The organism is Gordonia sesuvii (genome assembly GCF_036350415.1).
GTDB classification, from domain to species: domain Bacteria; phylum Actinomycetota; class Actinomycetes; order Mycobacteriales; family Mycobacteriaceae; genus Gordonia; species Gordonia sesuvii.
Window position 1 is genome coordinate 167513 of record NZ_JAZDUF010000004.1, and the last position, 23649, is coordinate 191161.

Below are 23649 nucleotides of genomic sequence, written 5' to 3' on the forward strand. Positions count from 1 at the left end.
CGCCCACTCGACACGAGAAATCCTGCGCCCGCCAACACCGACTCGGCCGGAGGCATGGCAACATGATCTCGACACCGAGGTACGGAGGATTCTGTGAGCCGCAACGAGCCCGGCCCAACCACCCAGGACGCCGGATCGGCCCCGTCGATCCCGCTGTCGGATCCCACGCACGGCCGCAACGGCGAGCCGTCCATCGGGAACCTGGTCAAGGACGCCTCGGCGAGCGTCTCGACACTGTTCCGGTCCGAGGTCGCACTGGCGAAGGCCGAACTCGTCGGCGAGGCGAAGAAGGCCGGCGCCGGCACCGGGCTGCTGGTCGTCGCCGGTGTGATGGCGCTGTACTCCAGTTTCTTCTTTTTCTTCTTCCTCGCCGAACTGCTCGACAACTGGATGCCGCGGTGGCTGGCATTCCTGATCGTCTTCCTGATCCTGGTGTTCATCACCGTCGTCATGGCGTTCGTCGGCTATGTGTTGTTCCGGAAGGTACGCGGACCGAAGAAGACGATCGCAAGCGTCAAGGAAGTGCCGACGGTGCTGCCCGGTGGCCACTCGGGGTCGTCGTCGAGCCCGGCGAAGCGCACCGCCGACGGCGAGCACCCGGAGCTGCCGCGCGCGCACGATCCCGCCAAGGGATGAGTCTTGGCCGGACCGCCTGATCCGTCGAGCGTCCGCGTCTCCGGCGACTGGCATCACTTCGACGTCCGCGCGAACGGTCTCCGTTTCCACGCGGTGGAGGCGCCCGGACCGCAACCGGCCGATCGACCACTCGTCCTCCTGCTGCACGGATTCGGTGAGTTCTGGTGGAGCTGGCGCCACCAGATTCCCGCACTCACCGACGCCGGGTTCCGCGCCGTCGCCGTTGACCTGCGGGGATACGGGGACTCCGACAAGCCCCCGCGCGGCTACGACGGCTGGACCCTTGCCGGCGACACCAACGGACTCATCCGGGCGCTCGGGCACTCCGACGCCACGCTCGTCGGCCACGCCGACGGCGGGTTGGTCTGTTGGGCCACCGCGACGCTCCATCCGCGCGTGGTCAGCCGGGTCGCGGTGATCGCGTCGCCACATCCCCGCGCGCTACGCCGGGCCGTCATCCGGGATCGGCGTCAACGCAGCGCCTTCCTCCCCGGGTTCCTGCACAATCAGCTTCCGCGGTTGGGCGAACGACGTCTGGCGCAACGCGACGGGGCCTACATCGCGCAGTACTTCGCCGAACGCGCCGCGCCATCGTGGCAGGGCACCAGCGACTACGCCGAGGCCGTCGAACTCAACCGGTCGGCGATACAGATCCCCTATGTCGCACACTCCAGTCTCGAGTACCGGCGCTGGGCGTTCCGGTCCCAGTTCCGCCCGGACGGCTCCCGGTTCATGGACCTGATGAACCAACGGCTGCACATTCCGGTCCTGGCACTCCGCGGCGGCGACGACCCCTACATCCTCGATCACGTGATGGCCGCCAGTCATCGGTGGTCGGCGCACCTGGAGTACCGGGAGATCGACGACGCCGCGCATTTCGTCCACCAGGAACAACCCGATGCGGTGACCGAACGACTCCTGGGGCTGCTGTCGGAATAGGCGGCCCCTGAGGAACGCGCGTCTCTCCACGGATCCAGGCTGGGAGCGAGCTGCGAGCGCGCCGCCCTGAGTGGCGAGCTCGCGAGCGTATCGAAGGGTCACGAAGGGCGCCCCTTCGTGACGGCCTCCGCAAGCTCCGGCCTCCTCAGGGATCGGGTGGTGACATCCTCCTCAGGGACCAGTGCTCGGCCCCGATCAGGCGTGCACGCACGTCTGTGTGCTGACCCGCGCCGACCGCGCCTCGGAGTCGGTGAAGTTCTGGCGCACCTGTTCGGCGGTCAGCACGAATCCGGTCTGGTCGGTGGTGTCCTCGGCCGCGCCGAACACCACGCCGACCACCTGACCGGCGGAGTTGATCATGGGCCCGCCCGAGTTGCCCTGCCGGATCACTCCACGAACGGTGTACACCTCACGAAGGATCTGCCCCGTCCGATAGATGTCGGGACCGGACAGGTTGATCTTGTCGCGCACACGGACGGCGCTGACCGCGAACGGTCCGGCCTCCGGATAGCCGAGCACGATCGCGTCCTCACCGGTCGCTGCCTCCCCATCGGCGAAATCCAGTGCCGGCGCGGTCAGCCCCGGGACGTCGAGCACCGCGACGTCGTTGTCGCTGTCGAACAGCACCACCCGCGCGGGCAGTTGCTGTCCGGCGGGTGACGTGACGGTGAGCCGCCGGGTGCCGGCGACGACGTGCGCGTTGGTCATCACCCGCTCGGGCGAGATCACGAACCCGCTGCCCTCGAGGGCCTGTCGACAGCTCGGTGCCGTGCCCTCGATCTTGACCACGCTCGGCCGGGTCTGGTTGACCACCGGAAGCTGCAGGACCTGCGGATCGGGCGGCCCGACCTCCGCGACCGGAGTGCGCCCGAACGGACCGATGACCTGCGGCAGGCCCGAGTTGTCGAGGAGCGCACTGAAGTCCTTGGGGAGGTCTCGCAACCACTGCGGCGCGACCTCGTCGACGCCGCTGAGGACCTTGGACCCGCGGACGGCCGTGGACACCTGGGTCTCCGACGAACTGCTCAGCGGGATCGCGAGCAGCCACGCGGCGATCAGCACCGCGACGACCTGCAGACCGGAACCGATGATGCTGTCGACCCGACGCACCCCGCGTGAGCGGATGCCACTGCGCGCGGCGCGCCCGAGGATCATGCCCGAGACCTCGCCGATGATGATCAAGCCGACCAGCAACACCACCCCGACCAGGAGCCGGGTGGTGCGATCGTCGAAGTTCGAGATGACATGCGGCGCGAGCAGGATGCCGGCGATGGCGCCGAGCACGACACCCAGGAAGGCCAGCGCGGACGCGACCGCACCCTGGCGAAAACCGCTGGCCGCGGCGAGCAGGGCGATCACCACGACGATGAGATCCACCCACCCCGATCCGGTCACCGAACCCCGCCTTCGTCACCGTCGCGGCGCATGGATGCGGGCAGGACGGCCGACGGCCCGATCGTCTGGGGGCTACCGGCCGCCTCGATCGCCTCGTCGAGCGGTCGGACGTCGTCTTTGTCCCACGGCACATCCCAGCCGGCGACCTCGCTCATCGCGGCGATCAGTCCGCCGGTGAAGCCCCACACGAGCAGTCCGTCCACCATGAACGCGGGGCCACGGTAGGCGCGCGCACCGAGCACGCTGCGCTGCACCTGGAATCGATTCTCCGGCGCCAGCAGCGACCGCAGGTTGACCCGCGCCACCCGCGCCGTCTCCCCCGTGTCGACGACGCGAACCTCTCCGGGCTCGCGCCAATGTGCCAGCACCGGTGTCACGTCGAAGCTCGACACCGGCACCGGGAACGACGGCAGGTTGGCGATGATGTCGACGCCTTCGGGAACGAGGCCCGTCTCCTCCGCGGCCTCGCGCAGCGCGGTGCCGACCGGGAAATCGTCGCCGGGGTCGAGGCCGCCGCCCGGGAACGCGACCTGCCCGCTGTGCTGGCGCAACGTCGGCGCCCGTTCGGTGAGCAGGATCTCGGCGTCGGCCGGAAGTCCGCCGGGATGGTCGAACGCCTCGTGCCACGAGCCCGCGACCAGTACGAGTACGGCCGCGTCGCGACGGTTCCGGTCGAGCAACGACGCCCAGCGGGTCCGGTCGCCGCCCCGCCGCAGGACCGCCTCGGTGACGGCGGTGACGTCTTCGGTGAGTCGACGCATCCACGGTGGGATCTGTTCGGTGGGAACCAGCGGTCCGAGGGTCGGGCCGCCGGCGTGGTCGGCGCTCATGTCGTCACCCCGCTCATGTCGTCACCCCGAGGTACTGCTGGACGGCGTCGGCGATCTCGTCCGGCTGGTGGAATACCTGCGGCAGCACCTTCGCGACCGTGCCGTCGGCGCGGACGAGGATCGTCGACGGGAACACCCGGGGCGCCCCGAGCGCTGCGGCGATCTCGGCGTCGGTGTCCAGCACCGACGGCAGCCGGACGTCGTTCTCGTGGAGGAAGCGCAACGCCATGTACGGGTTCTGTGCACCTTCCTGGGCGTGGACGGCGACAACGTTCACCTGGTCGCCGGCGCGCTGGGCGTAGTCGTCGACCACCGGCAGTTCCCGACGGCACGGCAGGCACCACACCGCCCACATGTTGATCACCGTCGGGCGGCCGGCGGTGCCGGCGCCGATGTCGTAGTCGGCGCCGTCGGCGAGGCACGGGACGGTCACACCGGCCAGCGCGGCCTGCGGTCCGGCGGGCAGGCCCGTCTCCGGGCACGGCGGCAACGCGGCGTCGCTTCGAGCCTGCGCCAACTGCGCGTCGTCGACGGGGGCGTCGGTCACGTTCACCCCGGTCGCCGTCGGCGGCGCTTCGGTGCCGCTATCGCGGTCGTCTCCACGTGGCCAGATCGCCACCACCAGGGCGAGGATGACAACAGTGAAGACGATGGTCCACCGCGCGGCGGCGGGAAACCTGCCGCCGCGTCGCGGGCCGGGTGGGGCGTTGTCGGAGTCGTCCTCGGCAGGGCTCGACTCCGCACTCGTCGGGGTCTGATTCACTGCGCCGACAGCCCCGCCAGATCGAGGAGATGTTCGGTCTCGGGGCCCTTGACCAGCTTCGCCGCCTCCGCCTTGTCCATCGGTCCGGTGCCCGCCGCCGGACAATCCTTGGCGAGGATGCACACCCCACATGCCGGTTTCCGGGCATGGCAGACGCGGCGGCCGTGGAAGATGACGCGATGGGAGAGGTCGGTCCACTCCTTGCGTTCGATGAGTTCCCCGACCGCGTGTTCGATCTTGACCGGGTCGGTGTGTTCGGTCCATTCCCACCGCTGCACCAACCGGGCGAAGTGGGTGTCGACGGTGATACCCGGCACACCGAAGGCGTTGCCGAGAACCACGTTGGCGGTCTTGCGACCGAATCCGGGCAGCGCGACCAGCTCTTTCAACGTGCCCGGCACTTCTCCGTCGAACCGCTCCACCAGGGCCTGCCCGAGCCCGATGATCGAGTTCGCCTTGTTCCGGTAGAAGCCGGTCGAGCGGATCATCTCTTCGAGCTCGGTGCGGTCGGCCTCCGCGTACGACCGGGCGCTCGGGTAGCGCGCGAACAGCGCGGGCGTGACCTGGTTCACCCGCACGTCGGTGCACTGGGCCGACAGGATGGTGGCCACCGAGAGTTCCAGGGGCGTTGTGAAATCCAGCTCGCAGTACACGTGTGGGAACGCGATCTGCAGGGTCCGATCCATCCGGCGTGCACGACGCACCAACCCGAGACGGGTCTCGACCTTCCGTCGACGCCCGGCGCCGTCGCGCACCGTCGTCCTCGGTTCCGGCGCCCGGGCGGCGTCGGCGGTCTTACGTGCACTCACGCATCTCAGGTTAGCGACGTCGCCCCAGAGGAGCCCACGGAGTAGGTGAGGGGGGTCTGTGAACGACCGGTCCGCAACAAGCTTCGCCTTGGTAACAAGTCAGTGAAGCCGGTCTCTCTGGTTGGCGGGACGCAGTTCGAATTGTGTTTACTGGTCCCCATGCAAGGTCTCGCCGCGCTGCTGTTCCCGGCTGTGCTGATGCTCTTCGCACTCGCGATGGAGAAGGTTCAGGCCCGAATCGACCGTCTCGCGGTCTCCCGGGATCACGTGGAAGAGTTCCTGGAGTCGGCCGACGCAGCTCAGGTGGACACGCTGGCCAAGGAGGGTTTTCCGGCCGCGCTCGATGAATTCCGCAGTCGCCGCACCCGTCCGGGTTCGGCTGACACGGACGCCGACGACGTGTTCTCGACGTCCCCGCAGCGCGCCAGCTGAGCGTGGGTTCCCGACAGCGCTCAACAGACACCGCTCATCCGACTCGCCGCAATGGTCCGGCCAGTGACCCATTCAACACATATGCTGGGGGCGAGAGTAGCGTTGCACGAGGCAACATGGCTGCCGCCGGTAGGAGAATGGTTTCCGGCGCGTGGTTGCCAGGCGAGTGTGGTTAGGACGAGAAAGGTTCCTTAGGTGGAGGACGTACTGGCGCGGGCGGGCATATTCCAGGGTGTCGAGCCCTCCGCCGTCGCAGCGCTGACCAAGCAGCTTCAACCCGTCGATTTTCCCCGCGGGCACGTGATCTTCCACGAGGGAGAACCCGGCGATCGGCTGTACATCATCCTGTCCGGCAAGGTGAAGGTCGGACGTCGCTCCCCTGACGGTCGGGAGAACCTCCTCACCATCATGGGCCCGTCGGACATGTTCGGTGAGCTGTCCATCTTCGACCCCGGCCCGCGTACGTCGTCGGCGACCACCGTGACCGAGGTGCGTGCTGTCTCGATGGACCGCGACGCCCTGCGCGCCTGGATCAAGGACCGTCCCGAGATCGCCGAGCAGCTGCTGCGGGTTCTCGCCCGCCGCCTGCGCCGCACCAACAACAACCTCGCCGACCTCATCTTCACCGATGTTCCCGGCCGTGTCGCCAAGCAGTTGCTGCAGCTCGCGCAGCGTTTCGGCACCCAGGAGGGTGGCGCGCTCCGTGTCACCCACGACCTCACCCAAGAAGAGATCGCCCAGCTCGTCGGTGCGTCACGCGAGACGGTCAACAAGGCACTCGCCGACTTCGCACAGCGCGGCTGGCTGCGCTTGGAGGGTAAGAGCGTCCTCATCGCCGATTCCGAGCGTTTGGCACGTCGCGCGCGCTAGGTGTTCGACGGCCCTTCGTGACGGCCTCCGCAAGCTCCGGCCTCCTCAGGGATCAGATCTAATTCCCGTTCCCTGAGGAGCACCCGAGGAACGAGGGTCGGCCCCCCGCTCCCTGAGGAGCACCCGAGGAACGAGGGTCGCGTCACGAAGGGGTCAGCCCTCCCGCAAGTACTCCAGCTGCGCCTTGACCGACATCCGGGCCGCCGGCCACAGCTTCTTGTCGACGTCGGCGTACACCTTGCGTACCACCTTCATCGGCTTGGCCTTCCTGGCCGGGACACCGAGTTCGTCGAGGGCGGCGACGATCTGGTCGATGCGTTCCTCCCGGTGTGCCTTGTAGTACCGCGCGACCGGTCCGACCTGCGGATGGTCGGGTCCGTGGGCGGGTAGGAGGACGGCGTCCTCACCCTCGACGATGATCCGGTTCAACGAGTTCATGTAGTCGCGCAGCGTGCCGTCGGTGGGGTCGATGACCGTGGTGCCGCTTCCGAGGATGGTGTCGCCGGACAGCAGCGCACGTTGCCCGTCACACTCCACGAGGAAACTCAACGAATCGCCGGTGTGACCGGGTGTGTGTATCACCGTGATCCGCAATCCCGCCGCCTCGATCACTTCCCGGTCGGCAAGCGTCGACGCTCCATGGGTGAACTTCGCCGACCGGGCGCGCACCGGCGCGTCGACCCGTTTGCGTAGCCGCTTGATGGCTCCGGTGTGGTCGAAATGGCGGTGGGTGATCAGTACGAGTGCGATCCCCGGCTGTTCCGCGATCCGCCGGACATGCCCCTTCTTGTTCGGCGGCCCCGGGTCGACGATGACGCACTCGGGATGGCCGGGCGCACGCAATATCCAGGTGTTGGTCCCGTCGAGCTCCATCGAGCCCGGGTTGTTGCACAGCAACACCGAAGCGAACGGGGTCACCTCACGGACGACCCCGTACGCCGGGTGTGTCGGAGTGGTTCGCGCGCTGTCGTTCTCGGTGGTGTCGTTGTCGGCGCTTCGGTCCACACTGTCGGTCACACCGTCCGACACTACCCAGGCGGGAACATCGTCAGTGGTTCAGGTCACGCCGATCGTTCGTCGACGTCGTCGGCCACCTCGTCGACGACCTTCGGCACGAACTCCGTCTGCAGGCTCTTGAGCAACGCGGCCCCTTGCGTGACGACACCGGTCATCACCTCGTTGACGCCCTCGGCACCGTTGAACACCGTGAGGTTCGACGAGCCGAGTCCCTTCGCGATCTCGCCGACCAACGCGGGCAGCTGTTCGATGATCTGCTGATCGAGCGCGATGCGGTTGTTCTTGGCGGCGGCCGCCGACTGGATCTCGACCGCCCGCGCATCGGCCTCCGCGATGATCTGCGTGCGCCGCGCCTCGGCCTCGGCCGGCTTGACCACCTCGGAGATCAGTTGCTGTTCGCGCAAATCGGCTTCCGCCTGCGCCAGCACCGACTGCTCCCGGATGATCTCCTGATTCACGCGCGCCTCGGCGAGCGGCCCGGCCTGCGCAGCCTCGGCATCGGCCTTGTCGGTCTCCGCCTTGATCTGCGCACGCTTGATCGCGGTCTCACGTTCGTAGTCGGCCTGATTGCGCAACGATTCCTGCTGCGCCTTCGCCGACTCCTGATCGGCGCGGGCCCGCTCGACGGCGGCCTCACGCTGCACCTTCGCGATGTTCGGGGCGGCGAGCGCGGTGATGTAGCCGGAGTCCATGTCGTCGATGGACTGGATCTGGAACGAGTCGACTACGAGACCGATCGACCCCATCTCCCGCTTGGATGCCTCGAGCACCTGACGCGCCAGGGTGTCGCGTTCGCGGATGATCTGTTCCACGGTCATCGACCCGACGATCGAGCGCAGATGGCCGGAGAAGATCTGACCCGTGAGCTGGTTCATCTCGTTCTCCTGCTCCGAGATGAACCGTTGACCGGCGTTGACGATCGACGCGACATCGCCGCCGACCTTGTGGGCGATGACCGCGCGGACGTCGAGCTGGATGCCCTGGGTGGTCACACACACCTCGCGGATCTGGGCCTCGTGCATCGCCATCGACAGGAACCGCACCTTGCGGAACAGCGGGATCACCCACCGACCGTGACCGACGACAACGTCGAACGGCCCGCCCTCGTGTGTCTTCTTGCCCGAGATGAGCATCGCCTCGTCGGGTTCGGGAACGTGGTAGCCGAGCATGGGGCCTCCTGAATCGCGTCTGCCGCACGACGTCTCGTCGCACAAGCCAGTCATCACATGTTTGACGCGTGATCCTACGGCGCGGTTCCCGCGATCATCCGTTCGGACGACGCAGCCGCCCGCGCTCAGGACGGCATCGGCACCCACGGTTCGACGACGACGATGCGTCCGGGACGGACCTCCACCACGAGCACGGTTGCGTCGACCGCGACCGGCACGGCGGCGACGGCGAGAAAACGCTCGGTGCCGCCGGCGAGCGACAGCTCGACCTCGCCGAGCGAGTCGCCGCCGCCGACGGCGATCGTCACCACACCCGTCGTCCCGATCATCATGACCCGCCCCCTGTTCCGTCCAGCCTCAACGCTACCGGCCGGTCGTCACGGTCAGCCCGGTCGATCGGTCAGCACGTACGCGGCCGCGAGCACACTGATCGCCCCCGCGGAGAGCACCAGGACCGGATATCCGAACAGTCCGACGACGACACCGGCCAGAGCGCCGGACACCGCTCCGGCGAGACTCATCGCGGTGTCCGAGATGCCCTGCACACGCGGACGCAGGGCCAACGGAACGCTCTCGGTGAGCAGGGTCGACCCCGCCACCGTGGTCGCCGACCACCCCAGCCCGAGCAGGACCAGCCCCACGACGAGCCCGGACTGGTTGTGCTGCAATGCGAAACCGACGACGCACGAGGCCAGCAGCAGGCCTTGTCCGACGACGATGGTCGGGACCCGACCGAGCCGGTCGGTCAGGATCCCCATCACCGGCGCCAGGGCGTACATGCCGGCGATGTGCGCGCTGATCGAGAGACCGACGAGCGTGAGACTGGCCCCGCCGTGGGTCATGTGGACCGGGGTCAGCGCCATCACCGCAACCATGACGGCGTGCGCGGATACGACGGCGATCACCGCGTTGCGCGCCTCGGCGGTCTGCCGGATCGTCTGCCATCCCTGTGCCAGTGAGGGTTTCGCACGATTCTCCGAAGCGGCATCGTCGGCGGCCAGGACCAACGGGTCCGGGCGCAACCCCGCCCACAGCACCGCTGCCGCGGTCAGGCTGCCGACCGCGCCGATCACGAACGGACCAGCCAACTCGTGGATGTGCGCGAGGTCGGCGAGGTCGGCGCCGAGCGGCAGCAGGGCAGGTCCGGCGACCGCGCCGACCATCGTCGTCCACACCACCAACGACAGGTCGCGGCCACGAGTCCGCGGTTCGGCGAGGTCGGTTGCGGCGAAACGGGATTGCAGACTCACCGCGGTGCCACTACCCACCCCGGCCATACCGACGAGCATCAACGGGAACCAGCCCAGGTCGACGGCGATCGCCACCACTGCTGCGCCGGCAGCGGCGATCACGAAGCCGGTGGCGAGCGCCGGCCGTCGCCCGGAGCGCTGCGCCAGCGCGGCCAGCGGCAGACCGGCGGCCGCGGCGCCGAGGGTGAGCACCGTGGTGGGCAATCCGGCCAGTGATTCGGTCCCGGAAAGTCGCTCACCGAGGATCGCGCCGAGTGCGAGCGAGGCGCCCATGGCCAGCCCGCCGAGAACCTGCGCGAGGCACAGCAGCGCGATCGTGCGGCGTTGCACCCGACGTCGGGCGTCGGCCGGAATGGCCGGCGTCCGGTCGGGTGAGATTCGTTCGGTCACCTGCCCAGCGTGACCCGTCAACGGCGTCCACACCAGTGGCATCAATGCCGGTATACCCTGATTTCATGCCAGATGAGTCGGCCGTCCATCGAGTGGTTGTGCTGGTCACCGACGGGTTGGTCCTCATGGACATGGCGGCTCCCGTTCAGATGTTCGGGCACATCGGGCCACCCCGTTATTCGCTGACCACCTGCGCCGAGAGACCCGGTTTGGTGACCACGTGTGCCGGAGTCTCGATTCATGTGGAGCACGGACTCGATGCCCTCGACGACGCGGACACCGTGGTGATCCCGGGCTATCACGACGCGGCGCGGCGTACGCCGTCAGCGGCGGTCGTGGAGGCACTGATCCGGGCGAATCGTCGAGGCACGCGGCTCGTGTCGATCTGCGTGGGGGCCTTCACTCTTGCCGAGACCGGCCTGCTCGACAGCCGGCGCGCGACCACGCACTGGCTGGATGCGGATGCAATGGCGACACGGTATCCGCGTATCGAGGTCGATGCGTCGGTGCTCTATGTCGACGACGGCGATGTGCTCACCAGCGCCGGGCTGGCGGCAGGCATCGACCTGTGCCTGCACCTGGTCGAACGCGATCATGGCGGCGATGTCGCGCGAGACTTCGCCCGACGGACCGTCGTGGCGTTTCACCGCCCGGGCGGCCAGGCCCAGTTCATGCCGCCGGGGAACAGTCTGCACGACGAGGCCGTCGACGAGATCGCCCGCGACCGAACGCGACTGGAGGCGCAGGCCTCCTCATCGACGGGGACTCCCGCGCTCGCCGCGACCACTGCATGGGCGGTCCGGAACCTGGATCGGACCCTGACGACCCGCGATCTGGCCGACCATGCGTCGATGTCGTTGCGTACGTTCAACCGTCGGTTCGTCGACACCTACGGGATGGGCCCGGGCGCGTGGCTCACCGGGCAGCGTGTGCGTGCGGCGGCCGCGCTCCTGGAACGCACGGATGACCCCGTGGATCAGGTCGCGGCCGCGGTCGGGCTCGGACCGGAGTCGCTACGGACCCATTTCCACAAACGTATGTCGTTGTCGCCCAGCGCCTACCGCAGCAACTTCCGGCCTCGCTCGCACTGACCGTCACACTCCGTCGGAGACGAGGTCATAGCCCAGGCTGGCGACCATCATGACGACCACCGCGAGCAGCACCCACCGGACGAACACACTGCCGCGGCCGATGGCCATCCGCGCGCCGACCTGCGCGCCCGCGATGTTGGCGACCGCCAGGCCGAGTCCCAACAGCCACAGCACGTTTCCCTGCCACGCGAACACGGCCAGCGCCCCCAGATTGGTGCCGGTGTTGATCACCTTGGCCATCGCCGAGCTCTCCAGGAACCCGGTTCCGACCAGCGCGGTGAGGCTGACGATGAGGAACGTGCCCGTCCCAGGCCCCATCACCCCGTCGTAGAACGCGATGACCACCCCGGCCAGAACCAGACCGAGCAGCACCGACCATCGCGGCCTGGCTACCGCGAGACCCGAGCCGAACCCGGGATTGAGCGCCACGAACAACCCGACGGCGACGAGCAGGCACAGCACGATCGGAGTGAACACCTCGGCGGGCAGTCGGCTCGCCGTGAAGGCGCCGAGGCCTGCGAACACGACGGCGCTGACGAATACCGGCATCAGCCGTCGGACGTCGACCGTCAGCCGACGGGCGTAGGCGAACGCCGCCGACGCGGTCCCGAAGATCGCGGCCAGTTTGTTGGTGCCCAGAGCGGTGGCCGGCGCGAGCCCCGGGTACGCGATCATCAGCGCCGGGATCAGGACGAGGCCGCCACCGCCGACGACGGCGTCCACCCATCCGGCTGCAGCGGCCGCGGTCAGCAGCAGCGCGATGTCCATCTACCGCGTGGTCGCGGTCAGGCGACCTCGACGATCAGCTCGACCTCGACCGACGATCCGAGCGGCAGTTCCGCCACACCGACCGCCGACCGCGCATGCACACCGGCATCGCCGAAGATCTCGCCGAGCAGATCGGAGGCGCCGTTGATCACGGCGGGCTGACCGGTGAACCCGTGTGCGGAGGCCACGAACCCGACGACCTTGACGACCCGCACGATCGCGTCGATACCGACGAGCCCGTCGACGGCCGCCAGCGCGTTCAACGCGCACTGACGGGCGGCGCGATTGGCCTGCTCTGGCTTCACAACCCCCTCGGCGCCTTCGTGCACCTTGCCGGGCACCTCGAGCTTGCCGTCGATGATGGGCAGCTGACCTGCGGTGTAGACGAGATTGCCGGTGCGGACGGCGGGGACATAGCTGCCGGCCGGGGCGACCACCTCAGGCAGCGTGATGCCCAACTCGACCAACCGCTGCGACCACGACGTTGCCATCGCCTAGCCCTTCGGACGCTTCAGGTACGCGACGTGCTGCTCACCGGTCGGGCCGGGCAGGACGGTCACCAACTCCCAGCCGTCGGCACCCCACTGATCGAGGATCTGCTTCGTGGCGTGCGTCAGCAACGGCACCGTCGCGTATTCCCATGCGGTCGTTTCACTCATGGTCTAGAGAGTAGTGGGTACACCGTTGTCGATATGGTGATGCAGTGGTGAACGTGACACCGCCCGACGATTCCGGGCACACCAACGAATGGCCGCAGGCCGCCGGACGTGCACGACTGCACTTCGTGTCCGGAAAGGGCGGCACCGGCAAGACCACCGTCGCGGCGGCTCTCGCGCTCGCCCTCGCCGCCGACGGCAAGAAGGTGTTGTTGGTGGAATGCGAAGGGCGCCAGAGCATCGCGCAACTCTTCGACATCCCGCCGCTGCCACCCACCGACACCCGCATCGCGACCGCATCCGGCGGCGGCGAGGTGTCGGCGCTGGCCATCGACATCGAGCATGCCCTGCTCGAATACCTCGACATGTTCTACAACCTCGGCTTCGCCGGCCGGGCGATGAAGCGGATCGGGGCGATCGACTTCGTGACGACGATCGCGCCGGGCCTGCGCGACGTCCTGCTCACCGGCAAGATCAAGGAACGCATCATCCACACCGACAAGCAGGGGCGTCGCGTCTATGACGCGGTGGTGGTCGACTCCCCGCCGACCGGTCGGATCGGGAGCTTCCTCGACGTGACGAAGGCGATGGCGGACCTGGCGAAGACCGGCCCGATCCGCAGCCAGAGCGACGGCGTGGTGAAGCTGCTGCACTCTGAGGACACCGTCGTCCACCTGGTCACCCTGCTCGAGGCCATGCCGATCCAGGAGACCATCGAGGCCATCGACGAACTGCACGCCAAGGGCCTCACCGTCGCCACCCTGATCATCAACCGGGTCAGTCCGACGCACCTGCCCGTCGGCTCGATCGACGACATCGCCGAAGGCCGGATCGACGCACCGCGGGTGGTCGAGCACCTGTCCGGGGCCGGCCTCACCCTGTCCGACGATGACCTGTCCGGGCTGCTCACGGAGACCATCGAGCACGCCACCCGACTGCAGGCGCAGCAGGTCGCGAAGGCTCAGCTCGACGAGGCCGAACTGCCCATCCTCGAGCTCCCCGCGCTGGGCGACGGCGTCGATCTCGGGTCGATCTACGAGCTCGCCAACCTCTTGCAGAAGGCAGGTGCCTGACGATGCCGGTCGACCTCAAGATGGGTTCGGTGCTCACCAACCCCGCCACGCGCGTGGTGATCTGCTGCGGTGCGGGCGGTGTCGGCAAGACGACCACCGCCGCGGCGATGGCGATGTACGCCGCCGAACACGGCCGGAAGGTCGCGGTCCTCACCATCGACCCGGCCCGCCGGCTCGCGCAGTCACTGGGGATGTCGGAACTCACCAACGATCCGCAGCCGGTGGAACTCGGCTCACTCGGGGAGGGCGGTCCGGGGTCGCTCGACGCGATGATGCTCGACATGCGCCGCACCTTCGACGAGATGGTGCTCGAGTACTCGTCGCCGGACCGTGCCGCCGCGATCATGGAGAACTCCTTCTATCAGACGATGGCGTCGTCGTTCTCCGGCACGCAGGAGTACATGGCGATGGAGAAGCTGGGGAAACTGATCGAGGAGGACCGGTGGGACCTCATCGTCGTCGACACCCCGCCGTCGCGGAACGCCCTCGACTTCCTCGACGCGCCGCAGCGGCTGGGTTCGTTCCTGTCCGGACGTCTGATGAAGATGCTCGTCGGCGGCGGCCGAGGCGTCGGGCGGATGGTGACCGGCGCGATGAGCCTGGCGATGCGTGGTGTCTCCACCATCATCGGCGGCGACATGCTGCGCGACGTCGCGACTTTCGTACAGTCGCTGGACTCGATGTTCGGCGGGTTCCAGGATCGCGCCACCAAGACCTATGAGCTGCTCAAACAGCCGGGCACCCAGTTCGCGGTGATCGCCGCGGCCGAGCCGGATGCCTTACGCGAGGCGGCGTTCTTCGTCGATCGGCTGTCGGAGGAGAAGATGCCGCTGGCGGGTCTGATCCTCAATCGCACCCATCCGAACCTGACCTCGATCTCGGAGTCGTCGGCGCGGGCCGCGCTCGAGCACATCGACGACGAACTGAGCCGCGGGGTCCTGGAGATCCACGCCGAACGTGCGTCGACCGGAAAACGCGAGCTCCACCTGCTGCAACGATTCACCGCCGCGCATCCCGCGGTGCCGATCGTCGGCGTGCCGTCCCTGCCGTTCGAGGTCGCCGACGTCGTCGCCCTGCGCGCGGTGGCCGAGCAGATCACCGGGCGCGGCTGAGGGTCCAGCGGTCGGTGCGCGGGGCCGTCGTGGGGTTGCGGGGTCTCGATACGCCTCCTCGCTGCCGCTCGTCGGCTACTCGACCAGCGGTTGGGGAACGGCCGGATCGTGGGGCGTATCCAACCGCTGATCGAGTAGCGGCGTGCGAGCCTGCGAGCCCGCCGCGTCCCCAACCGCTGATCGAGTAGCGGCGTGCGAGCCTGCGAGCCCGGCGCGTATCGAGATCCCGCCCCCGCAACGACAATGGCCGACCCATCGGGTCGGCCATGCCTGGTGTTCGTGCGTGTCAGGTCACACCGCGTCGGCGCGTTGCCGACGACGCTGGGCCTCGAAGAACTGGGCCCACGAGGTGACCTCGGGATGCTGCCGGAGCAACGCCCGCCGCTGACGCTCCGTCATTCCGCCCCAGACGCCGAACTCGACGCGGTTGTCGAGGGCGTCGGCGCCGCATTCGAGCTGTACCGGGCAGTGCCGGCAGATGGTCGCGGCCTTGCGCTGCGCCGCACCTCGGACGAACAGTTCATCGGGGTCTCCGCCCCGGCATCGAGCTTGTGACACCCACATCAATCGAGCATCGTCTCCGGTGGACACTGCCGCCATCGCCATTCCGCCGACCCCTGTCTGTCGTTGCGTCTCGCCGGACCCACCGGCGTTTCCGCACCGGTCCGGCGGTCCTGACCCGAATGCGCTCACCTGGTCGTGCAACCGACCTGTGTTCACCGGCTCGCTAGCCACGGTTCACATTCGCTGGCCCATTGTTAAGTGAGTCACATTCTGCACTCAATTTAAGGATCTGTGCATGACGGCGCAAGCCCTGGAGCAAAGAAAATGGCACCATCGTCCAAACCTCCCGTGTCTGCGCAGGTCAGAAGCGCGAGGAGGGAACCTCGGCCATCGTGACCTTCCCGTTGCGCGCGCTCAGACGTTCTCGGCGCATGCGCACGTATCCTGTCCGTGTGCCGAAGTCGAAGAAGCTGTGGTCGCTGGGCGGCGCCTGCCTGTTGGCCGGCGTCCTCGTGGCCGGATTGTTGTACCCGGTGGCCAGCGGACTGGGCGTGGTGTCCAACCGCGCCGCCGCCGCGGTTGAGAACGTGTCATCCGAGTTGCTGAACGGCACGCTGCCGGAGGTCACCACCATGACCGACGCAGCCGGCAACCCGATCGCGCGTCTCTTCGACCAGTACCGCTATCAGGTCGGCTACAACGACATCTCTCCCGACATGATCCGGGCGATCATCTCGATCGAGGACCGACGCTTCCTCGAGCACGACGGCGTCGACTGGCGAGGCACCATCCGCGCCGCCCTCACCAACTCGTCGTCGGGCGAGGTGCAGCAGGGTGCGTCGACGCTCGACCAGCAGTACATCAAGAACTATCAGCTCCTGGTCCTGGCGCGGACCGAGGCCGATCGTCAGGCAGCCATCGAGGTCACCCCGGCACGCAAACTGCGTGAGGTCCGGATGGCCCTGACGATGGAGCAGTCGCTCATCGACCAGGCCAAGCGCGACAAGGGGCTCGACGACGCCGCCGCCAAACAGGAGGCCAAGAAGCAGATCGTCACCCGTTACCTCAACGTGGTGCCCTTCGGGAACAACTCCTACGGCATCGAGGCCGCCGCACAGACCTACTTCGGCAAGCCCGCACGCGACCTGAACGTCGCCGAGTCAGCCATGCTCGCCGGGATGGTGCAGTCGAGTTCGGCACTCGATCCGTACACCAATCCCGAAGCGGCGACGAGCCGCCGCAACACCGTGCTCGACACGATGATCGAGAACTTCCCGGAGCGTCGCGAGGAACTCGTCGCGGCCAAGGAGGCGCCGCTCGGTGTCATCCCCGACCCCCAGACGCCGACCCAGGGCTGCATCGGCGCCGACGCCAACGGATTCTTCTGCGACTACGCGCTGCAGTTCCTCGCCGAGAACGGGATCTCGCGGGACTCGGTGATGCGCGGCGGCTACATCATCCGCACCACCCTCGACCCGCAGGCCCAGCGGTCCACCATCCGCGCGGTCCGCACCCAGGCCTCCCCCGATGCCGAGGGCGTCGCGAACGTCATGAGCACGATCCGGCCGGGCAAGCAATCGCACGACGTCCTCTCGATGGCGTCGAGCCGTCGCTACGGGCTGAACCTGAGGGCCGGCCAGACGGTGCAGCCACAGCCGTTCTCCATGGTCGGCGACGGCGCCGGTTCGGTGTTCAAGATCTTCACGACCGCGGCGGCGATGGAGAAGGGGCTCGGCGTCGCGTCGAACCTCCCCGTGCCCGGGTCCGTCGCCGTTCAGGGCATGGGTAACAGCAGCACCCCCGGCTGCCCGGAGAACGCCTACTGTGTTCGCAACGCCGGGCGCTACCCCGGGTCGATGACCGTCACACAGGCCCTGGCACAGTCCCCGAACACCGCGTTCGTCCAGCTCCTGCAGCAGACCGGGGTGAAGCCGACCGTCGACATGGCCGTCCGGCTGGGACTGCGGTCCTACACGGTGCCGGGCTCATCCGGCTACGGCGAGAAGAGCATGGCGCAGTACGTCAAGGACGGGAACTTCGGTTCGTTCACCCTCGGTCCGCTGCCGGTCAACGGCCTGGAGCTGTCGAACGTCGGGGCCACCCTCGCGTCCGGCGGCATGTGGTGCCCGCCGAATCCGATCGCGTCGATCAGCCGCATCAAACGGGATGCCTACGGCAACCCGGTGATGACCGAGAACGACGAGCCCGCACTGACCGCGATCCCGTTCGACCCGCCGAAGTGCGAACAGGTCGTCGAGGAGGGTCTCGCGAACACCCTGGCGGTTGCGATGGGCCAGGATCACCTGGGTGCCGGCACCGCGGCCGGTGCGGCCGGATCGGCCGGCTGGACCCTGCCGATGTCGGGCAAGACCGGTACCACCGAGTCGCACCGCTCGTCGGCGTTCATCGGGTTCACCAACCAGATCGCCGGTTCGTCCTACGTCTACAACGACGGCCCGAACCCGACCGGGATCTGCAGCAGCCCGTTGCGGCAGTGCTATGACGGCACACTGTTCGGCGGTATGGAACCGGCGCGCACCTGGTTCCAGGCCGTCCAACCGGTGGCCACCGAGTTCGGACCGGTCCGGCTACCACCGACCGATCCGCGGTACATGCGCGGCACCGACAGCGGCCGCATCCCCCGGGTGAGCGGCATGCCCGCGAGCGCCGCGACGTCACGGCTGCAGGCCGAGGGCTTCAAGGTCAATCAGCTCGACGTCGACAGCGCCCGCCCGCAGGGCACGGTGGTGTTCACCGCACCGTCGGATTCGGCGATGCCCGGCAGCGTGGTGACCATCTACGTCAGCAACGGCCGCCGAGGCGACGACGACAACCCTGGTCCCACGGAGACGACCGTGCAGGTTCCGGGTGTCGGGCCGGTGGTCATCCAACTTCCGGGGTGACCGGCGGGTAGGGGGCGAAACCCGGAGGCGGACCACGCCGGGATCTGCGTATCCTGGGTGAATGGTCCACCTCGACAACGCCCTCACCCGCCGCGTCGCGGCCACCCGGACAGTCGGGGGCCTGGCCGGCCTGGCGGCCGCGGGCCTCTTCTACTCGACGGTGATCGAACGTAACGCGTTCACGTTGCGGCACAACACTCTCGCCGTGCTGGAACCGGGTGCGGCACCGCTGCGGGTCCTGCACATCAGCGATCTGCACATGACGCCCAACCAACGGCTCAAGCAGGCCTGGGTGTCGGAGCTCGAGGCCCTCGAACCCGACCTGGTCGTCAACACCGGCGACAACCTCGCTCATCCGCAGGCCGTCCCGGCGGTGATCCAGTCCCTCGGCGGACTGCTGTCGCGGCCCGGACTGTTCGTGTTCGGGTCCAACGACTACTTCGGCCCCAAGCCGAAGAACCCGTTCCAGTACTTCAAGACCGACCACACCCGCACCTTCGGTGAGCCGTTGCCCTGGCAGGATCTGCGCGCGGCGTTCACCGAACGCGGGTGGCTCGACGCGACGCACACCGTCCGCGAACTCGAGGTCGGCGGAGTACGGGTGGTCGCGGCCGGCGTCGACGACCCGCACATCGAACGGGACCGCTACGACACGGTCGCCGGCCGGCCCAACCCGCTGGCTCATCTGCGTCTCGGCCTCACCCACTCCCCCGAGCCGCGTGTGCTGGACCGTTTCGCCGCCGATGGTTACGACCTGGTGATGGCCGGCCACACCCACGGCGGCCAGCTGTGCCTGCCGCTCGTGGGCGCGCTCGTCACCAACTGCGACCTCGACCGGTCGCGGGTCAAGGGCGTCTCCAGTTGGGGATCGGCGATGAAGCTGCACGTCAGCGCCGGTCTCGGTACCTCGCCGTATGCGCCGGCACGGTTCTGCTGCCGCCCGGAAGCCAGTCTGTTGACCCTCACGCCCGTGTCCCACGGCGACGCCGCCTTCGCCGAGGATCATTCGCTGCCCCAGCTGGCCACCGAGATCACGTGACCTCGTCGTCGATCGCCGGGGTCCGAGTGCTGGCGTTCGACACCTTCGGCACCGTCACCGACTGGTTCACCGGCATCTCCTCGGTGGTTCAAACGACGGTCCCCGATGTCGACGCCGGCGCCTTTGCCAGGGACTGGCGACGCCGCTACGCGCCCGCCCTCGCCCGCGTGGAATCGGGCGAGTGGGGTTGGCGGCGGCTCGACGAGTTGCAGACCGATACCCTGCACGGCGTCGCGAAGGCCTTCGGCGTGACGCTCACCGACGACGAGACGGAGACGCTCGTTCGTGCGTGGCGCACCATCCCCGGTTGGCCCGACGCCGCCCCCGGCATCCGTCGCCTCAAACGGGACTTCATCGTCTGCGCACTCAGCAATGGTTCGGTGGCCCTGCTGACCGACATGGCCAAGCACAACGGCTTCGACTGGGACGTCATCGGCGGCTCCGACCTGTGGCACCACTACAAGCCGGCCCGCGAAACCTATTGCGGCCTGGCCGATCTGCTCGAGGTCGAACCGGGACGGGTGATGATGGTCGCCACCCATCAGAGCGACCTGGATGCCGCCCGAAGCTTCGGTCTGCGAACGGCTTTCGTCGAGCGACCGCTGGAGTGGGGCCCCGATGCGGGACCGGATCGCAAGGACGACACCGGCTCACCCGAGAACGACATCCACGCGACGGATCTCACGGATCTGGCCGAACAACTGGGCTGCTCCGGTCAGCGCAGCGTCAGTTCCACGTAAGGCACCTCGTCGATTCGGAGACCGACGGTTTCCTCGGTGACACCGGACAACTCGGCGTACGCGCGCGGGTGATGACTGCGATAGCGGGCGACGATGGCGGCCCGCTCCTCGTCGGTGACCGTGCGCGCGATGGCGGGAACCTGATGTAGACGCCTGATCGATACGCGACACCGTTGGTCGGCCTGGAGATTCTGGAACCACTGGGACCGGATTCCGAAGCCGGAGGCGACGACGACTCGCGTCGGCGCCGGGTGTTCCACCGCCTCGAGCACCACATATCGTGGCCGGCCCGTGGTCCGGCCGGTGTGTTCCAGGAGCAACATGCGGCCGCCGAACAGGAATCCCAGGCGCGCCCGGAACAACCAGATCGGCGCCCTCACCAACCATCGCGTATGCAGCAATGTGGAAGTGATGCTCACGGGCACAGTCAATCACCCGCAAAGGGTGATGTGAAGGCCTCATGGTCACGGCGACGATGCGTGGTGGAAATCGTCTGAGAGAAAGCGAACGCGCATGACCGCACAACAATCCGAGCACCGGGTGCAGCAGGGGTTTGCCGCCTTCGGCACCATCGGGGCCGCCATCCTGCTGCTCGTCGGCGGCATCATCGAACTACTCCAGGGCATCTCGGCGGTGGCCGAGGACGAATTGTTCGTCGTCGGACCCGAATACGTCTACAAGATGGACCTGACCACCTGGGGATGGATCCACATCGTCGTCGCCATCATCGCGATCGCCATCGCGGTGGGCATGTTCACCGGCGCCGCCTGGGCCCGAGTCGGGGCCATCTGCATCGCATCCCTGTCGATCATCCTGAACTTCCTGTGGCTGCCCTACTTCCCGTGGTGGTCGATCCTGGTGATCGCCGTCGACATCGTCATCATCTGGGCCGTGGCGACCTGGCGGAACGTCTGACGACGCGACACGCGCCGCGGTCGCGCATCGTCAGGCGCGGCCGCGCAGCGTGTGCGACGGGCTCGAACCGTACCGGCGCCGATACGCCGCGGCGAACCGGCTGGGACTGCTGAACCCCCAGCGCGATGCGGCATCGGCGACGGTGGTCGCGCCGCGCGCCAACTCGGCGTGAGCACGATCCAACCGGATGTCCGCGAGGGCTCGCGTCGGCGAGGTCTCCACATAGTCGGCGAACGCCTCCTGCAGACGGCGCACACTCGTGTCGCCGATCGCCGCCATCTCGGCCAGCGTCCACGGGTGCGCAGGATCGTCGTTGAGAGCATCCAGTACTCGTTTGACCATGCCGGGTCGCAGCCGACCGTCGACCTCGGCGGTCTCGGGCGTCACGGCCAGCAGGAACGCGGTGGTCACCGCGCTGGCGAGTTGCGGTCCGACGAGCGGATTGGCCAAGAGGTCCACCGGGTCACGGATCTGCGCAGACAACGCCGTCAGCAAACCCAGCCAAGCGGCGCCCTGCTCGCTGGTGAGGTCGATCTGATCGGGCAGGCGCAGCCGGCTTCGCACCGGCGCGACGCGAATCCGGTCGGCCTCGCGCTCGAGGTGTTCTTCGTCGAATTTCACCCCGATGACGTGACAGTCGGCCGTCCACTCGCTGATCAGCGACGGCCGTCCGGCCGTGAAGATGGTCCCGGTTCCTGGAACCGAGACAATCTCGGTGGATCCGCTGCGTGAATGCAGCCGCCCGGACACCGGGATGTTCACCTCGTGTGCGCCGGGATAGTCGCAGGCGATGGACACCGAGGTCCCCCAGTTCAGCCGACCGATGGTCACCCCACCGAGTTCCACGGTGCGCATGGTGAGGTTTACGTCGTCACGCTCATCGAGGGCGCGCAGTTCGTGGGGGAAGTACACATCGGCGACCGCCTGATGTGCTGTGTTCCAGTCCCGTGTGTCCATGAGCTGCTTCGATCCGGCCATGATTCTTGTGTTCTACCGCATCGCCGACATCTTGTGCGATGTAGCTCACATTTCTTCCGCGCGATCGGTGTCGCCGCCGCGCAATCGGTGTCGATCAGCTCATCCACGACTCCTAACGTGTCTCGACACCGGACATCCGACCGCGAAGGAGCAGCTCATGACCACCACGGTTTCCTGGCTCGACGACATCACCATGACCGAACTCGAGCGCAATCCCTACCCCGTCTATGAACGACTCCGCAGCGAGGCGCCGCTCGCCTACGTGCCCGTTCTCGGGTCCTACGTGGCCAGCACTGCCGAGATATGCCGCGAGGTCGCCACCAGCGATGACTTCGAGGCGATCATCACCAAAGCCGGCGGTCGCACCTTCGGTCACCCGGCGGTCATCGGCGTCAACGGCGACATCCACGATGATCTGCGATCGATGGTCGACCCGGCCCTGCAACCGCAGGAGGTCGACCGCTGGATCGACGATCTGGTCCGCCCGATCGCCCGCCGCTACCTCGAGCAGTTCGAAGACGACGGCAGCGCCGAACTCGTTGCGCAGTACTGCGAACCGGTGTCCGTCCGTGCACTCGGCGATCTCCTCGGGCTGCAGAATGTCAGCTCCGACAAGCTGCGCGAATGGTTCCACAAGCTGTCGCGGTCGTTCACCAACGCCGGCGTCGACGAGAACGGCGAGTTCACCAACCCGGAGGGCTTTCGCGAGGGCGATGAGGCCAAGGAGGAGATCCGCGCCATCGTCGACCCGCTGATCGATCACTGGATCACCCACCCCGACGACAGCGCCATCAGCCACTGGCTGCACGACGGTATGCCCGAGGGCGAAACCCGCGACCGCGACTACATCTACCCGACGCTGTACGTGTACCTGCTCGGTGCCATGCAGGAGCCCGGCCACGCGATGGCCTCGACACTCGTCGGACTGTTCACCCGGCTCGACCAGATGGAACAGGTCGTGGACGAGCCTGGTCTCATCCCTCGCGCGATCTCCGAGGGCATGCGCTGGACCTCACCCATCTGGTCGGCCACCGCACGCATCAGCACCACCGATGTCGAGGTGGCCGGAGTGTCCCTACCGGAGGGGTCGGTGGTCCTGATGTCCTACGGATCGGCCAACCACGATCACACACTCTACGACGCGCCCTCGGACTACGACCTGTCCCGACCTCCGCTGCCGCACCTGGCATTTGGCGCAGGCAACCACGCGTGCGCCGGGATCTACTTCGCCAACCACGTGTGCCGGATCGGGCTGGAGGAACTGTTCGACTCCATCCCGAACCTCGAGCGCGACACCTCCGACGACGTCGAGTTCTGGGGTTGGGGCTTCCGCGGCCCGACGTCGCTGCACGTGACGTGGGAGGTGTGAC

Annotated in this window: 26 protein-coding genes; 12 read left to right on the plus strand and 14 right to left on the minus strand. The window is 67.8% G+C overall.

The genetic code is table 11. The features are described from left to right. The first annotated feature begins 93 nt into the window (after nucleotides 1–93). The gene (locus VZC37_RS14565; protein WP_330433297.1) at nucleotides 94–636 is read left to right on the plus strand and encodes a phage holin family protein; all 543 of its coding nucleotides are present in this window, start codon (nucleotides 94–96) and stop codon (nucleotides 634–636) included. Nucleotides 637–639: 3 nt separating this feature from the next. After that, a complete protein-coding gene (locus VZC37_RS14570) occupies nucleotides 640–1575 on the plus strand; it encodes an alpha/beta fold hydrolase (RefSeq protein WP_330433298.1) in 936 nt (311 codons plus the stop codon). 195 nt (nucleotides 1576–1770) lie between these two features. Here the strand turns inward: VZC37_RS14570 and VZC37_RS14575 are convergent, their stop codons facing one another. The 4 genes from VZC37_RS14575 to nth are packed head-to-tail and all read right to left on the minus strand — an operon-like array spanning nucleotide 1771 to nucleotide 5372. Beyond that, nucleotides 1771–2970: a MarP family serine protease gene (locus VZC37_RS14575; protein WP_330433299.1), complete on the minus strand. Its 1200-nt coding sequence runs from the start codon at nucleotides 2968–2970 to the stop codon at nucleotides 1771–1773. Further along, a complete protein-coding gene (locus tag VZC37_RS14580; RefSeq protein ID WP_330433300.1) occupies nucleotides 2967–3800 on the minus strand; it encodes an NUDIX hydrolase in 834 nt (277 codons plus the stop codon). The genes VZC37_RS14575 and VZC37_RS14580 overlap by 4 nt, the downstream gene beginning before the upstream one ends. Nucleotides 3801–3813: 13 nt before the next feature. After that, nucleotides 3814–4563 carry a TlpA family protein disulfide reductase gene (locus VZC37_RS14585; protein WP_330433301.1) on the minus strand — a complete coding sequence of 250 codons (750 nt, stop codon included), beginning with the start codon at nucleotides 4561–4563 and terminating at the stop codon, nucleotides 3814–3816. Beyond that, the gene (gene nth / locus VZC37_RS14590) at nucleotides 4560–5372 is read right to left on the minus strand and encodes an endonuclease III (protein WP_330433302.1); all 813 of its coding nucleotides are present in this window, start codon (nucleotides 5370–5372) and stop codon (nucleotides 4560–4562) included. The genes VZC37_RS14585 and nth overlap by 4 nt, the downstream gene beginning before the upstream one ends. Before the next feature lie 159 nt (nucleotides 5373–5531). Here nth and VZC37_RS14595 point away from each other — a divergent pair, with 159 nt between their 5' ends. Both VZC37_RS14595 and VZC37_RS14600 read left to right on the plus strand, forming a co-directional pair. Beyond that, a complete protein-coding gene (locus VZC37_RS14595; RefSeq protein WP_330433303.1) occupies nucleotides 5532–5804 on the plus strand; it encodes a hypothetical protein in 273 nt (90 codons plus the stop codon). Nucleotides 5805–5999: 195 nt separating this feature from the next. Next, the gene (locus tag VZC37_RS14600) at nucleotides 6000–6674 is read left to right on the plus strand and encodes a Crp/Fnr family transcriptional regulator (RefSeq protein ID WP_006330855.1); all 675 of its coding nucleotides are present in this window, start codon (nucleotides 6000–6002) and stop codon (nucleotides 6672–6674) included. Nucleotides 6675–6827: 153 nt separating this feature from the next. Here VZC37_RS14600 and VZC37_RS14605 read toward each other — a convergent pair whose 3' ends face one another. The 4 genes from VZC37_RS14605 to VZC37_RS14620 all read right to left on the minus strand — a co-directional run bounded on the left by VZC37_RS14605 (nucleotide 6828) and on the right by VZC37_RS14620 (nucleotide 10500). Further along, a complete protein-coding gene (locus VZC37_RS14605) occupies nucleotides 6828–7679 on the minus strand; it encodes an MBL fold metallo-hydrolase (RefSeq protein ID WP_330433743.1) in 852 nt (283 codons plus the stop codon). A gap of 56 nt (nucleotides 7680–7735) precedes the next feature. Further along, nucleotides 7736–8860, minus strand: coding sequence for an SPFH domain-containing protein (locus VZC37_RS14610; protein WP_330433304.1), 1125 nt, complete (start codon nucleotides 8858–8860; stop codon nucleotides 7736–7738). 125 nt (nucleotides 8861–8985) lie between these two features. Beyond that, nucleotides 8986–9189 (minus strand): hypothetical protein, encoded by a 204-nt coding sequence (locus VZC37_RS14615; RefSeq protein WP_330433745.1) that lies wholly within the window; start codon nucleotides 9187–9189, stop codon nucleotides 8986–8988. A 54-nt stretch (nucleotides 9190–9243) separates the two neighbouring features. After that, nucleotides 9244–10500, minus strand: coding sequence for an MFS transporter (locus VZC37_RS14620; RefSeq protein ID WP_330433305.1), 1257 nt, complete (start codon nucleotides 10498–10500; stop codon nucleotides 9244–9246). A 65-nt stretch (nucleotides 10501–10565) separates the two neighbouring features. Here VZC37_RS14620 and VZC37_RS14625 point away from each other — a divergent pair, with 65 nt between their 5' ends. Beyond that, entirely contained in the window at nucleotides 10566–11591 is a 1026-nt protein-coding gene (locus tag VZC37_RS14625) for a GlxA family transcriptional regulator (protein ID WP_330433306.1), read from the plus strand. 3 nt (nucleotides 11592–11594) lie between these two features. Here the strand turns inward: VZC37_RS14625 and VZC37_RS14630 are convergent, their stop codons facing one another. From VZC37_RS14630 to sp36, 3 genes are read right to left on the minus strand one after another with little or no spacing between them, the layout of a single operon-like run. Beyond that, nucleotides 11595–12359: a TSUP family transporter gene (locus tag VZC37_RS14630; protein WP_330433307.1), complete on the minus strand. Its 765-nt coding sequence runs from the start codon at nucleotides 12357–12359 to the stop codon at nucleotides 11595–11597. 17 nt (nucleotides 12360–12376) lie between these two features. Continuing rightward, a complete protein-coding gene (locus tag VZC37_RS14635) occupies nucleotides 12377–12850 on the minus strand; it encodes a RidA family protein (protein ID WP_330433308.1) in 474 nt (157 codons plus the stop codon). A gap of 3 nt (nucleotides 12851–12853) precedes the next feature. Beyond that, nucleotides 12854–13018 carry a Sp36 family protein gene (gene sp36, locus VZC37_RS14640; RefSeq protein ID WP_330433309.1) on the minus strand — a complete coding sequence of 55 codons (165 nt, stop codon included), beginning with the start codon at nucleotides 13016–13018 and terminating at the stop codon, nucleotides 12854–12856. Nucleotides 13019–13062: 44 nt separating this feature from the next. Between sp36 and bagA the strand changes: the two genes are divergently transcribed. Together bagA and bagB are read left to right on the plus strand one after the other, a co-directional pair. Next, entirely contained in the window at nucleotides 13063–14088 is a 1026-nt protein-coding gene (gene bagA, locus VZC37_RS14645) for an ATPase BagA (protein WP_330433310.1), read from the plus strand. A 2-nt stretch (nucleotides 14089–14090) separates the two neighbouring features. Further along, nucleotides 14091–15200 (plus strand): ArsA family ATPase, encoded by a 1110-nt coding sequence (bagB, locus tag VZC37_RS14650; RefSeq protein WP_330433311.1) that lies wholly within the window; start codon nucleotides 14091–14093, stop codon nucleotides 15198–15200. A 291-nt stretch (nucleotides 15201–15491) separates the two neighbouring features. Here bagB and VZC37_RS14655 read toward each other — a convergent pair whose 3' ends face one another. After that, on the minus strand, nucleotides 15492–15806 hold the full coding sequence (locus tag VZC37_RS14655) for a WhiB family transcriptional regulator (RefSeq protein ID WP_330433312.1): 315 nt from the start codon (nucleotides 15804–15806) through the stop codon (nucleotides 15492–15494). Nucleotides 15807–16135: 329 nt separating this feature from the next. Between VZC37_RS14655 and VZC37_RS14660 the strand changes: the two genes are divergently transcribed. The 3 genes from VZC37_RS14660 (at nucleotide 16136) to VZC37_RS14670 (ending at nucleotide 20386) form a co-directional block, all read left to right on the plus strand. Further along, nucleotides 16136–18607, plus strand: coding sequence for a penicillin-binding protein (locus VZC37_RS14660; protein WP_330433313.1), 2472 nt, complete (start codon nucleotides 16136–16138; stop codon nucleotides 18605–18607). Nucleotides 18608–18668: 61 nt separating this feature from the next. Further along, entirely contained in the window at nucleotides 18669–19646 is a 978-nt protein-coding gene (locus VZC37_RS14665) for a metallophosphoesterase (RefSeq protein ID WP_330433314.1), read from the plus strand. Further along, nucleotides 19643–20386 (plus strand): haloacid dehalogenase type II, encoded by a 744-nt coding sequence (locus tag VZC37_RS14670; RefSeq protein WP_330433315.1) that lies wholly within the window; start codon nucleotides 19643–19645, stop codon nucleotides 20384–20386. The genes VZC37_RS14665 and VZC37_RS14670 overlap by 4 nt, the downstream gene beginning before the upstream one ends. Here VZC37_RS14670 and VZC37_RS14675 read toward each other — a convergent pair. Beyond that, nucleotides 20362–20805 (minus strand): nitroreductase family deazaflavin-dependent oxidoreductase, encoded by a 444-nt coding sequence (locus VZC37_RS14675; RefSeq protein ID WP_330433316.1) that lies wholly within the window; start codon nucleotides 20803–20805, stop codon nucleotides 20362–20364. The two genes, VZC37_RS14670 and VZC37_RS14675, sit on opposite strands and share 25 nt — an antisense overlap. A 94-nt stretch (nucleotides 20806–20899) precedes the next feature. Between VZC37_RS14675 and VZC37_RS14680 the strand changes: the two genes are divergently transcribed. Beyond that, nucleotides 20900–21301, plus strand: coding sequence for a DUF7144 family membrane protein (locus VZC37_RS14680; RefSeq protein ID WP_330433317.1), 402 nt, complete (start codon nucleotides 20900–20902; stop codon nucleotides 21299–21301). Between the two features lie 30 nt (nucleotides 21302–21331). On the opposite strand, the gene VZC37_RS14685 is transcribed toward VZC37_RS14680, so the two are convergent. Next, entirely contained in the window at nucleotides 21332–22279 is a 948-nt protein-coding gene (locus VZC37_RS14685; protein WP_330433318.1) for an AraC family transcriptional regulator, read from the minus strand. 157 nt (nucleotides 22280–22436) lie between these two features. On the opposite strand from VZC37_RS14685, the gene VZC37_RS14690 reads away from it, so the two are divergent. After that, a complete protein-coding gene (locus VZC37_RS14690) occupies nucleotides 22437–23648 on the plus strand; it encodes a cytochrome P450 (protein WP_330433319.1) in 1212 nt (403 codons plus the stop codon). The last annotated feature ends 1 nt before the right edge of the window (nucleotide 23649 follow it).